At 69.7% G+C, this 14,762-nt stretch carries 8 protein-coding genes; 6 read left to right on the top strand and 2 right to left on the bottom strand.

The genetic code is table 11. From position 1 onward, the window contains the following. Nucleotides 1-293 precede the first annotated feature (293 nt). From IGS68_RS08115 to IGS68_RS08135, 5 genes are all read left to right on the top strand, one after another. On the top strand, nt 294-2,465 hold the full coding sequence (locus tag IGS68_RS08115; RefSeq protein WP_201078786.1) for a putative bifunctional diguanylate cyclase/phosphodiesterase: 2,172 nt from the start codon (nt 294-296) through the stop codon (nt 2,463-2,465). Between the two features lie 103 nt (nt 2,466-2,568). Beyond that, nucleotides 2,569-6,891, top strand: a complete 4,323-nt coding sequence (locus IGS68_RS08120; protein ID WP_201078788.1) for a PAS domain S-box protein — start codon at nt 2,569-2,571, stop codon at nt 6,889-6,891. Continuing rightward, nucleotides 6,881-8,245: a pentapeptide repeat-containing protein gene (locus IGS68_RS08125; RefSeq protein WP_201078790.1), complete on the top strand. Its 1,365-nt coding sequence runs from the start codon at nt 6,881-6,883 to the stop codon at nt 8,243-8,245. Before IGS68_RS08120 ends, IGS68_RS08125 begins: the two co-directional genes overlap by 11 nt. Nucleotides 8,246-8,390: 145 nt before the next feature. After that, nucleotides 8,391-9,599 (top strand): sodium/glutamate symporter, encoded by a 1,209-nt coding sequence (gene gltS / locus IGS68_RS08130; RefSeq protein WP_201078792.1) that lies wholly within the window; start codon nt 8,391-8,393, stop codon nt 9,597-9,599. A gap of 13 nt (nt 9,600-9,612) precedes the next feature. Continuing rightward, nucleotides 9,613-11,130, top strand: a complete 1,518-nt coding sequence (locus tag IGS68_RS08135; RefSeq protein ID WP_201078794.1) for a TAXI family TRAP transporter solute-binding subunit — start codon at nt 9,613-9,615, stop codon at nt 11,128-11,130. A 51-nt stretch (nt 11,131-11,181) separates the two neighbouring features. Here the strand turns inward: IGS68_RS08135 and IGS68_RS08140 are convergent, their stop codons facing one another. Then, a complete protein-coding gene (locus IGS68_RS08140) occupies nt 11,182-11,796 on the bottom strand; it encodes a TetR/AcrR family transcriptional regulator (protein ID WP_201078796.1) in 615 nt (204 codons plus the stop codon). Nucleotides 11,797-12,139: 343 nt separating this feature from the next. Between IGS68_RS08140 and IGS68_RS08145 the strand changes: the two genes are divergently transcribed. Next, on the top strand, nt 12,140-12,460 hold the full coding sequence (locus IGS68_RS08145; protein WP_201078798.1) for a heavy metal-binding domain-containing protein: 321 nt from the start codon (nt 12,140-12,142) through the stop codon (nt 12,458-12,460). Here IGS68_RS08145 and IGS68_RS08150 read toward each other — a convergent pair. Further along, a complete protein-coding gene (locus IGS68_RS08150; RefSeq protein ID WP_201078800.1) occupies nt 12,447-14,735 on the bottom strand; it encodes a sensor domain-containing phosphodiesterase in 2,289 nt (762 codons plus the stop codon). The genes IGS68_RS08145 and IGS68_RS08150 overlap by 14 nt on opposite strands. Nucleotides 14,736-14,762: the final 27 nt, after the last annotated feature.

The following is a 14,762-nucleotide window of genomic DNA, read 5'->3' on the forward strand; positions in this document are numbered from 1 at the left end:
GCCCGTTTTTTCGATGCCGGCCGATTTTCCGGGTTCGGCCGTGAGCCGCCTGCCGGGGCGGCTGTCGGAGGATAGCGGCATTCCCCGCGCGGCGGTACGCGCCATCGGTTGTACTTTGGAACGATGGCTTCGCCCCGGGCCGGTGCATCAGCTTAGCGTCATAGGACGCACCGCAGATGCCGTTATTCCATTAGTAACAAATGCTTAAATATTCTATGCCAAATGTCCCGGGATTTTCGCATGCAGCGCGGTAAACGAAAATCCCGGATCGAAGCCGCCTGCGGAGTGGAGTGATGGCCGAAGGTCAATCAGTGGATCTCTTCGGAACCTTCGTCGCCGCAGCGGGAGACGGCTTCCTGTCCTCCCTGGCATCCAGCGTCCTGGACGATGTCCCGGTGTGCGTCGCCTATTTCGGTGCCGACGGATCCTGCCGCTTCGCCAACGCCCTGTTCCGCGCGGCGCTCGGCATCGACGCGGAGGCCCTGGCCGGCGCCCGGTTCTCCGACATCCTGGAAGCCGCCGCCGGGGACGGCGCGGATTTCTTCCCCGACGACTTGGCGCGCCGCGCGTCGGCGGGCGAGACGGTGCGGTTCGGCTTCGCCGCGTCCCCCGCGGCGGACCGGCACATCGACCTGCGCGGCTGCCTTGTCCCGCACCGCGACCGGGCCGGGACCGCCGTCGGCTTCCTGGCGCTGCTGGAGGATGTGACCGAGCGGCAGCGCACCCTCGAGAACCTGCTCCGCCGGGAGCAGTTCGCGACATCGCTGCTCGACGCGGCGGTCGACGGCATCATGACGATCGACGCCCGCGGGATCATCCAGTCGGTCAACCATGCCTGCTGCCGTATGTTCGGCTACGACGAGGCGGAGCTGGTCGGCGCGCCCGTCGCCCTGCTGATGCCGACGCCGCACGAGCACCGCCATGCGGGGTACATCGACAGCTATCTCGCGTCGGGCCGCGCCAAGATCATCGGGACCGGCCGCGAGGTGCTGGCGAAGCGCAAGGACGGCTCCGTCTTCCCGGTCCATCTCAGCGTCGGCGAGATGCGATTCAACGACGAGGTCACCTTCATCGGCATCGCCCGGGACGTCTCCGACCGCCACGCGGCCGAGGAGCGGGCCCGCTTCCTGACCAACCACGACCCGCTGACCGGCCTGCTGTCGCGCCGGGCCTTCCTGGAGGAGTGCGACCGCCAGATGGCCGGGCGGCTGTCCCAGGCCGGCAGGACCCACGTGGTGTTCAGCTTCGACGTGGACCAGTTCCGGGAGATCAACGAGGGACTGGGCTACCATATCGGCGACGGCGTCCTGAAGGCGATCGTCGGCCGGTTCGGCGAGATCCTGCCCAAGGGGTCGATCCTGTGCCGCGTCGGCGCGGACGAGTTCGCGGCGCTGGCCTGCTTCGCGGACCGCAAGGCGGCCGAAGAGGTCGCCGACCATGTCCATGCCCGCCTGCTCAGCCCGATCTACGTGGACCGCCAGATGGTCCTGGTGCGCATGAGCATCGGCGCCGCGATCCACGACAGGAGCGTCAAGCGGGTCGAGGAACTGCTGACCAAGGCGGAGCTGGCGCTCCAGACCGTCCAGCACGAGGGCGGCAACGCCGTCTGCTTCTACACGCCGGAGATGGCCCAGGCGGCAAGCCGCCGCACCTTCCTGACCATGCATCTCGCCCACGCCGTCCAGCGCGACGAGCTGAGGGTGGTCTACCAGCCGATCGTCGAGGCGAAGACCGGCAAGGTCGCCGGCGCGGAAGCGCTGCTTCGCTGGTCGCACACCAGCCTGGGCGCGGTGTCCCCGGCCGAGTTCATCCCGATCGCCGAGGACAGCGGCCTGATCGTCTCGATCACCGACTGGGTGCTGGAAGCGGTCGCCGATCAGGTCGCCCGCTGGCATGACGAGGGGCTTGGCTGCGGCCGGGTCTTCATGAACGTGTCCGGTCAGCAGTTTCTGCGCGGGCGGCTGACCACGCGGCTGGCGGAACTGATGAAGGAGAAGCCGCACCTCGCCGGGCTGATCGGGATCGAGATCACCGAGCAGGCCGCGGTGCGCGACCTCAAGGCGACGGTGCAGGCGATCTCCGCTCTGGCGTCGATCAGCGTGGAAACGGCGATCGACGATTTCGGGACCGGCTATTCCTCGCTCAGCTACGTCCAGCAGTTGCCCATCACCAAGCTGAAGATCGACAGGATGTTCGTGGACGGGGTGCCTCACAACCTCAAGAATGCGGCGCTCGTCCGCGCCGTGGTCGGCATGGCCCACGGCCTCGGGCTGACCGTCGTCGCGGAAGGCGTGGAGACGGCGGCCCAGCGGGATTTCCTGACCGACGTGGGATGCGACCTGCTGCAGGGTTACCTGTTCTCCCAGCCTGTCCCGCCGATGGCGCTCAGCCTGCTGCTCCGCAGCCAGCCGGAAACCTGGCGTCCGGCGCGCCTGCTGGCGGTCAAGGAACTGGCCGCGCGGTAAGCGCGACCAAATGGTATCCCAAATCTTATCTACCACTTTATAGTGGATTAACGGCGTCGGCTGAAGGAGAGTGCAGCTTCACTTCGCGTGGTTTAGCCGGAACATGTACGCCCGCTGCCCTCCCCAAGATCTGCGCGCCATCCTGGATCTGGTCGGCTCACCGGCGTTCGTGATCGACGCGTCCGCGGAAGCCGCGGTGCTGGCGGTGAACGGCCGGCTGGAAACCGCCCTGGGGCGGGTGGATCCGGCGTGCCTGTCCGGCCTGGTCGGCCGGGCCGCGGACGATTGCTCGGGCACCGGCCAGCCGGTCGAGATTGACGTCGACGTGGCGCTCGATCCCGGGCGCGAAAGCTGGCGCATGGTCCTGGTCCCGATCCCGCTGGACGGCGATGTCGTCCGGATCATGGTCACCGTCACGGCACGGTCTCCGGCGTCTTCCTGGACCCAACTGGATTCCCGGACCCAGGCGATCATCGAGGAACAGGCAGGACTGGTCGTCCGCTACCGCCCCGACACGACCCTCACCTTCGCCAACGCCGCCTATGCACGCCGCTTCGGGTCGGTTCCCGACGACCTGGTCGGACGCCGGATCGTCGATCTGGTCTCGCCGCAGGAGGCCGGGAGGATCAGGGCGTGCCTGGCCGACCTCACTCCCGACCGGCCGGTGGCGCGGCACGAGCGGCCGGTGACGCTGCCGGACGGGACGGTGCGCTGGCTGCTGTGGAGCGACCGCGCGTTCCATGACGGCGAGGGGAGGCCGGTCGAGTACCAGTCGGTCGGCTTCGACATCACGCGGCACAAGCAGGTCGAGCGCGAGCTTCAGGACAGCCGCGACTTCTTCCGGCTGGCGATCGAGGGCACGCGCGACGGGCTGTGGGACTGGGACCTGAGGACCGGGACGATCTGGCTGTCGCCGCGCCTGAAGGAGATCCTCGGCTACGCCGACGACGAACTGCCCAACGACCTGGAAGCGCTCCAGCGGCTGGTGCTGCCGGAGGACCGCGAGCGCGCCCTCCACCGGATCCAGCGCCATTGGGACGATGGGAAGCCCTATGAACAGACCATCCGGTTCATTCACCGGGACGGCACCATCCGGCACATCCTGGCGCGCGGGGGCAGCGTCCGCGACCCCGACGGCAAGCCGATCCGCATGGTCGGCGTCCATACCGACGTGACGCTGCTGGTGGAGAGCGGCCAGATGCTGCGGCTCGCCAAGGAGCAGGCCGAGCAGGCGAGCCGGGCCAAGTCCGAGTTCCTGGCCATGATGAGCCACGAGCTGCGCACGCCGCTGAACGCGATCATCGGGTTCGCCGAGATCCTGCGCGACGAGCTGTTCGGCCCGCTGGGCAACGAACGCTACGGCGACTATGTCCAGGACATCGTCGGCAGCGGCCGCCATCTGCTGGCGCTGATCAGCGACATTCTGGATCTGTCGAGGATCGACGCCGGGCAGCTCGCGCTGAGGGAGGCGACGCTCGACCTGGCGCTGGTCGCCCGCGGCCAGATCCAGCTGGTGGCCGGCGCCGCCGAAGCGGGCGGAGTCACCGTGCTGTGCGATGCCGGGCAGCCCGGCCCGCTGATCCGTGCGGACGAGGCCCGGATCCGGCAGATCGTCCAGAACCTCCTGTCCAACGCGGTCAAGTTCACGCCGGCCGGCGGGACGGTCCGGCTGGATGCCCGGGGCGGACCGGACGAATCGGTCGTCCTGAGCGTCAGCGACACAGGGATCGGGATGCGGCTGGAGGACGTGCCCCGCGCCCTGGAGCCGTTCAGCCAGCTGGAGGCGTCCCTGACGCGCCGACGGGAAGGCACCGGCCTCGGCCTGGCGATAGTCAAGCGGCTGGTGGAGCTCCACGACGGCGAGCTGCGGATCGAGACGGCGCCGGACCAGGGCAGCACGGTCACAGTCACCTTCCCCCGCGAGCGCAATGCCGGCCTCCCCGAAAGCGAGGTGCGGCGCCCCTCCGCGGCGGGCGAGCCGGTCGGCCTCGTCCCCTGGAGCGGCGCCCTGTTCGGCCGCTTCGAACTGCTGGACACGCTCCTTCAGGCGGTGCCCATGGCCGTGGCGGTGACTCGCGATGACGGCGTCTGCATCAAGGCCAACCATACCCTGTGCCGCCTTTCCGGCTTCGAGATGGTCGAGCTCCTGGGTCGCCCGATCGGGACCCTGCTGGCCGGCGAGCCGGCGCCCGGGGCGCAGCCCGGCCCGCCGCCGGGGCAGGAGACGTCCCGCAAGCGGCCCCGCCTGCGCGAGCGCCAGCTGGTCACCCGGTTCGGCCGGACCCGCGGCGTCGAGGTGATCCGCGAACCCTTCGTCGGCCTGGACGGACAGACCTACGTGCTCCTGCTGATCACCGATGTCAGCGAGCGGCGGCGCACCGCCAGGGCCTTGCGCGACAGCGAGGAGAGGTTCCGTCTGGCCGCCTCGGCGGCAGGCTGCGGCATCTGGGACGCCGATCTCGTGACGGGCGACCGGTGGTTCTCCCCGCCCTATCTGCACATACTTGGATATGCCGAAAACGAGCTGACGCTCAGCGACGCCGCCTGGCGCGAGCGCATCCATCCCGATGACCGTGCCGGGGTCGACGAGTCCCTGGCACGGCATCTGACCGGCGGCAGCCCGTTCTACGAGGCGGCCTTCCGCATGCGCCACAAGTCGGGGCGCTGGATCTGGCTGGTCGCGCGGGGTGCCGCCTCCTTCGATGCCGGCGGCGGGGCCAGGCGGTTCGTCGGGACGATCTCCGACATAACGGTCGAGGTGGAGGCGCGCGAAGCGCTGGCCGAGAAATCCGCCTTCCTGGAAACGGTGCTGTCCAACATCGGGCAGGGCATCGTCGTGTTCGACGCCGAGCGCCGCGTCAGGCTGGTCAACGACCGCTTCCTGGCGCTCCACGGGTTTCCCCGCGACCTGGGAGCGCCCGGCACCCCGATCGAGCGGCTGGTCCGGTGGCGGGTCGAGCAGTCCATGGCGCTGGCCGGGGGCACCGACCCGACCGTGCTGGACGCGCGGATCGCCGAGGACATGGTCTGGATGGACAGGTGGCTGTCCGCCCCGCCGCCCGCGCGGGTCGACATGGGGGGACACGGCGGCCGGATCCTCGACGTGTGGCGCCAGGACCTGCCGGACGGCGGTTTCGTCGCGACCCAGGCCGACGTCACGGCCCGTCGGCGGGCCGAGTTCGCGCTGGCACAGCGGGAGGACCAGCTCCGCACCATCCTGCGCGTCGCGCTGGTCGGCATCCTGACCGTCCGCGAGGACGGCGCGGTGGAGGAGTTCAACCCGATGGCGGAGAGCATGTTCGGCTGGTCCGCCGCGGAACTGCGGGGCCGCGACGTCGGCGTGCTGCTGGCGGAGGAGACCCTGTCCGGCGCCGCCGCCCTCAGCCTGCTGCAACCCGATCCGGAAGCCGGCGATCCCGCTGTCGGCACCGAGTTCCTGGCGCGGCGCCGCGACGGCTCCGCCTTCCCCGCCCGGATCTCCATGGCCGCCTTCACGGCCGGCGGGCGCCGCCGCTATGTGGGCGTCGTCGCCGACATCTCGGCCAGGCGGACGGTGGAAGCCGAGCTGCGCGCCGCCCGGACGCGGCTGGACCAGCGGTTCGACGATTTCGTCCGCGTCTCGCTCGAGCTGGAGCAGGTGCGTCGCGAGGCCGACATGGCGCTGCTCCACGCCGAGCAGTCGAGCAAGGCCAAGTCGGAGTTCCTGGCCCAGATGAGCCACGAACTGCGGACGCCGCTGAACGCGGTGATCGGCTTCTCCGAGATCATGAAGGGCCAGTATTTCGGGCCGCTCGGCTCGCCCAAGTACCAGGAATACGCCGAGGACATCGACCAGTGCGGCCGTCACCTGCTGTCGCTGATCAACGACATCCTCGACCTGTCCAAGGTCGAGGCCGGGCGCTACGTGCTGGAGGAGGAGCAGCTCGACCTCTGCCGGATCGTCGACGCCTCGGTCCGGCTGCTGCGCGACCAGGCCGCCGGCAAGGGGGTCATGATCGCCCTCCGCCCGGAGCCGGTGCCGGCCGTCATGGGCGACCAGCGGGCCCTGAAGCAGGTCGTGGTCAACCTGCTGAGCAACGCGGTCAAGTTCACCCCGCGCGGCGGGATGGTCGAGATCGGCACCCTGGTGGATGCCTTCGGCGACGTCTGCATCACCGTCAAGGACACCGGCATCGGCATTCCCGACGGTGAGATCCCCCGCGTCCTGGAGGCGTTCGGACGGGCCAGCAACGTCCGCCAGTCGGGCGAGGAGGGCACCGGGCTGGGGCTGGCCATCGTCGGCTCCTTCCTCAGCCTGCACGGCGCCACCCTGGACATCGACAGCGCGGTGGGCATCGGCACGACCGTCACGGTGCGGCTTCCGATCGAGCGGGTGCTCGGAACCCAGCGCCAACTGCAACCCTGGGATATCGTCGATGACCGCTAGCACGCCCGAAACCTGGATCCGGCTGGATCAGGCGCAGCTCGGCGTCGCCATTGCCCGGCACACGCGGTTCCGGCGCGGCACCGCGAACGGGGCCCGAGCCAACCTGGCGTTCCACGACCTGTCCGGCCTCAGCCTCGCCGGTGCCGACCTGTCGGGGGCGGACCTGACGGGTGCCCTGCTGAAGGGCATCGACGGACGCGGCATCAACCTGGGCGATGCCGTGCTGTACGGCGCCGACCTGCGGCTGGCCCAGCTTCAGAAGGCGGACCTCAGCCGGACCGACCTGCGCGGCTGCTGCCTGCGCGGGGCGGACCTGACGGGCGCCGTGCTGGAACTCGCCAATATCCGCGAGGGCTCCCTGGCCAAGCTCGACCAGGAGAACCGCATCTCGTTCGAGGCGTCGCCGGCCGAACTGGTCGGCGCCACCTTCAAGGGCGCCGACCTGACGCGGGCGCGCATCGCCGGGACGCTCGCGATGCAGGCGGACATGACGGACGCCGTCATGGTCGGGGCCAAGCTCGCCCGCGTCGATTTCCGCAACGCCAACCTGACCGGCGTGGTGCTGGAAGGCGCCGAGCTGAGCGAAGTGAACCTGTCGGGCGCCACCCTCCACGGTGCCGTGCTGAAGGGCGCCAACTGGCGGAACTCTCGCATGCAGGGCGCCGACCTGATGGGGGCGGTGGTCGATGCCCAGATCCTGTCGGTCGCCGACGGGGCGAAGAACCTGCCCCGTCCGGCCGGCGAAACCTCGATCTCGGACCTCCTGCGCGCCCACGGCCTGTGGATCAGGACCCAGGGCCACCAGGGCAAGCGGCTGGAGCTGACGGGGCTCAACCTCGCGGGCCTGGAGCTTCCTGGGGTCGATCTCGGCGGCGCGGTCATCACCAACTGCGCCATGGAACGGGCCAACCTGGACGGCGCGGTGCTGACCGTGGTCGACCTGACCATGTCGGACCTGCGCGAGGCCAATCTGCGGAACTGCGACCTGAGGGCGGCGACCCTGCGCCGGACCTTCCTTGCCGATGCCGACCTGTCCGGCGCCGTCCTGGATTCCGTCCGCCTGAACGAGCGCGCCGGCAACCGCCTGCTGTCGGCGAACCTGGAGCGCGCCCGGCTGTGGAACGCCTGCCTGCGCGACGCCTCCCTCCGCCGGGCCCGGCTGACCGGCGCGGAGCTGACCCGGGCCGACCTGACCGGCGCCGACTTCGCCGACGCGGACCTTCGCCATGCGACCCTGACGGGGGCGACGCTGGACCGGACGGGGTTTCACGGCGCCGATCTCACGGATTGCCGCGGCGTTGAGCTGCCGCACCCTTCGGGCAACCCTGAAACGAAAGGGGCAGGCGGAAAATAAGGCTATTTCGCGTGGAAAGTAAGTCGCTTCCGCGGCGCCGCTGCCACTTCCCCCCTGGTCCATGGGTTAGCTGGTGATCAGGCGATCCCCGGGACGGCCTAGGCCGAAAGGCATTGGGCCGAGGGGACGGGGCAAGGGAGGCTGGATGGAAATGGAAATCGACGTCGTATCCACGCTGGTCGCGGCCATCGTGGTCCTTTTGATCGGCCGCGTCGTCATCTCGAAGGTCGGCTTCCTTCAGCGGTACAATATTCCCGAGCCGGTCGTCGGCGGATTGCTGGCGGCGCTGGTGATCACCGGCCTGCGGGTCGGCGCCGGCATGGAGATCAGCTTCGACATGTCGCTCCAGACGCCGCTGATGCTGGCGTTCTTCGCCACGATCGGGCTGAGCGCCGACGTCAAGACCCTGATGCAGGGCGGCCGCACCGTCCTGGTGTTCTTCGCCGTCGTCGTGGTCATGCTGGTGATCCAGAACGCGGTCGGCGTCGCGGCGGCGATCAGCCTCGACATGCATCCGCTGACCGGCCTGCTCGCCGGCTCGATCACCATGTCCGGCGGGCACGGGACCGGCGCCGCCTACGCCACCCGCTTCGGGGAGGACTACAATCTCCAGGGCGCCATGGAAGTCGCGATGGCGTGCGCCACCTTCGGGCTGGTGCTGGGCGGGCTGATCGGCGGCCCGATCGCCCAGCGGCTGATTTCGAGCAACAACCTGAAGGCCGGGACCGGGGTCGAGCTCGAAGGCGCTCCGGGCGAACTGGGCGGCGACGAGGTGCGCAGCCTCAGTCCGGAAAGCTTCCTGGAAACGCTGTTCCTGATCGTGATCTGCGTCATGATCGGCTCGTACCTGGGCCAGGTCCTGAAGAACGATTACCTGACGCTGCCGGCCTTCGTCTGGACCCTGTTCACCGGGGTCCTCATCCGCAACGCCCTCGGCCTGTCCGGGCTGCGCCAGGTCGACGGCGCCACCATCGACCTGCTCGGCACGGTGTCGCTGTCGCTGTTCCTGGCCATGGCGCTGATCGCGCTCCGGCTCTGGGAGCTGGTGTCTCTGGCCTTGCCGATCCTGGCCATCCTGGCGGTCCAGGCCGTCGCCATCGCGGCCTACGTGTATTTCGTGACGTTCCGGGTCATGGGGTCGAATTACGACGCCGCCGTCATGTCGGCGGGCCACTGCGGCTTCGGCATGGGAGCCACGCCGACCGCGATCGCCAACATGCAGGCGGTCGCCGGCCGCTACGGCCACTCGCCCCAGGCGTTCCTGATCATCCCGATCGTCGGAGCCTTCCTGATCGACCTCGCCAACGCGCTGGTGATCCAGGGCTTCATGAGCCTGCCCCAACTGGGCCTTTGAGGGAGGATGCGCCATGATCGACAGGCTGTTCCGCATGCCGGCGCGGCTCCTGGTGCTCGTCGCGGCGCTGGGTTTCCTGGCCGCCTGCGAGAAGGTGCCGGACGAGGCGGCGGTCCGCGACGCGCTCCAGTCCGCGCTCGAAACCACCTTCCCCGATCCGATGTTCGAGATCGCCGACTTCAACCGGGTCGGCAGCGGCCCCCTGCCGGCCGACGCCGGCGGCGCCGAGCGGAGGATCGTCTACTACAACGCGGACCTGCGGGTGCTCCGCGACTATTCCTTCGGCGACTGGGAAGCGCTGAACGTGTCGGCGCTGGCCAACCTGCTCGGCGCCACCGAGCACGGGCTGAAGGGCATCCGGCGCGACGGCAACGAGGCCGGCGACACGGTGGAGGTCAGCGGTTCCGTCGGGTTCGAGCGGACGAACGGCGACTGGCGGCCGGTCGTGGTCGCGCAGGCGCCGGTCGGCGAGGCGCCGCCCCTGGACAATACGGGACCGCCGGCCATCGCCCGCGGGCTGGTGGACCAGATCATGGCCCTGTTCGAAGGCCCGCCTACCGATGATGCCCGGCAGGCCCGGGAGATCATCACCGAGGAGCTGGACGGGGCGTACCGTCAGATCACGCTGCGGCTCGACCGGCTCCAGCGCGCCTTCATCGTCGCGGGCGGGCCGGAAGGGGGCGAATACGACCTGATAGCCCGGACCGTCGCCGCGTCGATCTCGGCCGACGGCGTGCGCGCGTCAGGGGTCGCGACCGACGGCAGCGTCGAGAACCTGCGCCTGATCCAGGACGGGTCGGCCGACGTGGCGCTGGCCCAGAACGACATCGCGGCCATGGCCGCCCGGGGAGGCTCCCTGTTCGAGGGGGCCGGGCCGAATCCCGAACTCCGGGCGCTGGCCAGCCTGTTCCCCGAACCGGTCCACATCGTGGTCCGGGCCGACGCGGAGATCGGGACGGTCGCCGATCTGCGCGGCAAGCGGATCGACCTGGGGCTTCCGCGCTCCGGGTCGCTGCTGACCGCCCGGTCCGTCCTGGAGGCGCACGGGCTCGCCCCGGACGACTTCGCGGAGGTGACCGAAATGGGGCCGAGCCGGGCGGTCGAGGCGCTGGTGGCCGGAAACATCGACGCCCTGGTAAGCGTCATCAACGCGCCGGCCCGGCTGTTCCAGCGGCTTTCGGCCGAACGCGGAATCAGGTTCCTGCCCCTTGACCGGAACGCCATCCAGGAACTGGCCGGTTCCGACGGCAACCTGGTGCCGCTGACCCTGCCGGCCGGAACCTATCCCCGGCAGACGGAGCCGGTCCCCACCGTCGCGGTGACCGCCCTGCTGGTGTCGCGCCGGGACATGCCGGACGTCGAGGTGACCACCCTGCTGGACACCGTGTTCAAGGATATCGACTTCCTGGCGGCGGGCAGCGCCGCGGGGGCGCTGATCTCCCGCGGACGGGCGGAGAGCGGCCTGTCGATCCCGCTCCATCCCGCCGCCGAGGCTTGGCTCGGCGACGGGTCCACCGCCGCCGGCCAGTAGCCGTTTCCGGAAGCGGCGGCGTCTCGCCGCCCGGGGTGCGCGGACAGGCGCCTAAGCGGCGTGGGCGTGGCTCGCCGGCGCCTTGTTGCCCAGCATCTGCGACGCGAGGAGCATGCGGGTCGCGTCGGCCCCGCGCCGCGCATGCTCGGAAGTGCCGGTTATGACGGCGGCGATGATCGCGCCGTCGACCAGCATGCCGATCGCGTCGGTCAGGGATTCCGGGTCCAGCACGCCGGCCTGGTCGGCGAGCCCGCGGATCACCGTCAGGACCTTCTTCTTGTGCGCCTGGGCCAGCGCACGGATGCGCGGGTCCTCCTTGTTGTGCTCCGCCACCGCGTTGATGAAGGCGCAGCCGTAGAAGCCGTCCCGCTTGAACCAGTTCTCCAGCACGCCGAAGATCCCCACCAGCTTGTCCGCGGGAGAGCCGGGAAGCTCCTCGACGGCCTTCTGGAACCACTGGCGCCAAGCTTCGCCCTCGCGCTCGAGGACGGCGAAGACGAGCCCTTCCTTCGAGCCGAACTGGTTGTACAGAGTCATCTTGGCGACGCCGGCTTCCGCCAGGATCCTGTCGATTCCGGTCGCGTTGATTCCGTGACGGCAGAACAGGCGGGTGGCGGTCGTCAGCAGCCTGTCTCCCGGCTTCGGCCCCTGCTGCTTTTGGTTCATGAGAGTGGGTCTCCTCCGTTGGGCACATCTGCGGCGAGGCGACGGCCGCTGTCCGCGGCAGTGCCCGGAACCCTTGGATCCCTCGGCGGGGCGGGTACCGTTATCCTCGACGTCCCCAGCCGAGATGCGGCGCCAAACCACAACTTTTCTAGGGATATTGAGATTAGTACCGTGTTGCCGCAATCGGGCTAGCCGGGGCGATGACGCAGCGTCAAAATGTCTCGCCCAATTGAGGCTCCCGGATCTTTACTCGGCGTCCGGGTGTTCCGGAGATTGCCCCCGATCCTTTCGGTCGGACGGACCGGCCGGGGGCCATTCACATGAAACTGCGGAGGAACTCACGATGATCATTACCACTACCGATCAAGTCGAGGGCCGTCGCGTCGTCGAATACCTGGGCGTCGTCACGGGCGAGGCGATCATCGGCGTCAACGTCTTCCGGGATTTCTTCGCGGGCATCCGCGACATCGTCGGCGGCCGGTCGGGCGGCTACCAGAACGCCCTGAAGGACGCGCGCGAGCATGCCATGGCGGACCTCCAGGATGCCGCCCGACGCCTGGGCGCCGACGCGGTGGTCGCGGTGGACCTCGACTACGAGGTGCTCGGCAAGGAGAACGGGATGCTGATGGTCAGCATCAACGGCACGGCGGTCAGGCTGGGTTGAGCGTCCGGACCGGACGGTCCGCGGGCTTTCCCGCCAGCTCCTCCATCAGGTCCTCCACCAGCCCGTCGGCGGCATCCACCGGTAGCGGCCGGGCGAACAGGTAGCCCTGGGCGAAGTCGCACTGCATGCGGCCCAGTTCCGCCGCCGTTCCCTCGTCCTCGACGCCTTCGGCGAACAGGTCCAGCTCCAGCGCCTTTCCCAGCGCCACGATGGTCCGGACGATGGCCGCGCTGTCGGGATCGTAGAGCATCGGCTTGACGAAGCTCTGGTCGATCTTGAGCCCGTCGATCGGGAACCGGTGGAGGCGGCTGAGCGACGAATAGCCGGTCCCGAAATCGTCGATCAGGATCCGGAAGCCGCGCTCCCTTAGCGCCCGCAACCGTTGCGGGAGCAACTCGGCGTCGCCGGCCAGCGCCGTCTCGGTGACTTCCAGCTTGATCCTGCCGATGTCGACGCCGCTCGCCGCGACGGCGCGGTCCAGCAGCGGAAAGGCTTCGGGGTGGATCAGCTGCGTGGGCGCCACGTTGATGCTGAGCGACAGCGGCACCGGGGCGCCGACGCGGTCTTGCCAGGCCCGCATCTGCCGGCAGGCCGCGTTGGTCACCCAGTCGCCGAGGTCGGTCATCAGGCCGTTTTCCTCCGCGATGGGGATGAAGGTCGCCGGCGGGATCAGCCCCCGCTGGGCGTGGTTCCAGCGGATCAGCGCCTCGAACCCGGTCAGCCGGCGATCCGGCAGCGACAGGATCGGCTGGTAATAGAGCAGGAACTCGTCCCGCTCGATCGCGCGCCGCATGTCGCTCTGGAGCTTCAGCGTCAGCAGCGGTTCCGTCCGCATGTCGTCGGTGAAGGCCAGGCAGCGGGCGCGTCCCTGGGCCTTGGCCTGGTGCAGCGCGGTGCCCGCGTGCCTCACCATGTCGTCCGGACCCTGGCTTCCGCCCACGTCGAAGCAGACGCCGGCGCTCGCCGAGGCGAACAGCTCCTGGTCGGTCGCGTCGACGAACGGCCCGGCGACGGACGACCTCAGGGACTCCGCGAGCTCCAGCGCCGCGTCCCGGTCCGCCAGCCCCTCCGCCAGCACGGCGAACTCGTCCCCGGCCAGCCGGGCCAGGGTGTTCCCCGGACGCAGGCGCGCGGACAGCCGGCATGCCAGGTCGATCAGCAGCCGGTCGCCGGCGGCGTGGCCCAGGCTGTCGTTGATCAGGCTGAACCGGTCCACGTCGAGCAGCACGACCGCCGTCGTCCCGACCTTCGAGAGCCGGGCGCGGGCCAGGCTCTGGGCCAGCCGGTCCATGAAAAGCGCGCGGTTGGGCAGGTTGGTCAGCCCGTCATGGAGCGCCACGTGGGCAAGCTGGTCCTCGGCCCGGCGGCGCAGCGTCACGTCCTCCAGCGATCCCTCCAGGCGCAGGATCCGGCCGTCCGCGCCGCGCACCGTCCGGATGCTGAAGCCGCCCCAGATCACCGGGCCGTCGCGGCGGTACAACTCCGCCTCGAAGCCGACCACCCGGTCCTGGGCATCGACCAGCCGCATCAGCTCCGCCCGGCGGCTGGGATCGACGAAGAGCGGCGCTCCGACCGGGCCGCGCGCCGCCAGGAAGCCGGCGGCGTCGGCGAAGCCCAGCATGCGCGCCATCGCCGGGTTGACGTCGGTGAAGCGTCCGTCCGGGCACATCTGGAAAAGCCCCTCGATCGCATTCTCGAAGATGCCGCGGTAGCGTTCCTCGGCCCGGCGCAGGGCCGACTCGGCACGGGTCCGCTCCTCGGCGGCCAGCGCCATCGCCACGAAATCCCCGAGCGAGGCGGTGAAGACCTGCTCGTCGCGCGGCCAGCCGCGCGGCAGGCCGATATGCTCGATGCACAGCACGCCCACGGTGCGCCCGCCGAACAGGATCGGCGCGTCCAGCATGGAGGCGATTCCGAGCGGGATCAGGTAGTTCTCCGTGAACTCGCAGGTCCGGGGATCGCTCTGGGCGTCGGATGCCGCGATCACGCGGTCTTCCAGGATCGCCTGGAAGTAATGGGGAAACTCGGCCCGCTCCAGGATCTGCCCGGTACCGTCCACGGTGCTCGACGCGTCGTAATGGTCGGCGCAGACCAGGGACGTGCCGTCTTCGTTCAGCAGCCATATGCTGGACCGGGCGACTTCCAGCGTCTCGGCCGCGACGCGGTTGATCCGGCGCAGGCAGACGGCCAGATCGGCTCGGACGAAACAGTCGTGCCGTGCCAGCGCGCCCAGAGCCGCGCTCTGGCGCTCAACCCTCAGATCCAGTTCCAGCACCCGTCGAACCCCGCATGCAGCGTACGA

This window comes from Skermanella sp. TT6, assembly GCF_016653635.2.
GTDB lineage: Bacteria > Pseudomonadota > Alphaproteobacteria > Azospirillales > Azospirillaceae > Skermanella > Skermanella cutis.

Bases quoted from the DNA above. Each gene is read 5' to 3' on its own strand.
- IGS68_RS08145 (WP_201078798.1), top strand. From the start codon at position 12,140: ATGATCATTACCACTACCGATCAAGTCGAGGGCCGTCGCGTCGTCGAA.
- IGS68_RS08135 (WP_201078794.1), top strand. From the start codon at position 9,613: ATGATCGACAGGCTGTTCCGCATGCCGGCGCGGCTCCTGGTGCTCGTC.
- gltS (WP_201078792.1), top strand. From the start codon at position 8,391: ATGGAAATGGAAATCGACGTCGTATCCACGCTGGTCGCGGCCATCGTG.
- IGS68_RS08115 (WP_201078786.1), top strand. From the start codon at position 294: ATGGCCGAAGGTCAATCAGTGGATCTCTTCGGAACCTTCGTCGCCGCA.
- IGS68_RS08140 (WP_201078796.1), bottom strand. From the start codon at position 11,796: ATGAACCAAAAGCAGCAGGGGCCGAAGCCGGGAGACAGGCTGCTGACG.
- IGS68_RS08120 (WP_201078788.1), top strand. From the start codon at position 2,569: ATGTACGCCCGCTGCCCTCCCCAAGATCTGCGCGCCATCCTGGATCTG.
- IGS68_RS08125 (WP_201078790.1), top strand. From the start codon at position 6,881: ATGACCGCTAGCACGCCCGAAACCTGGATCCGGCTGGATCAGGCGCAG.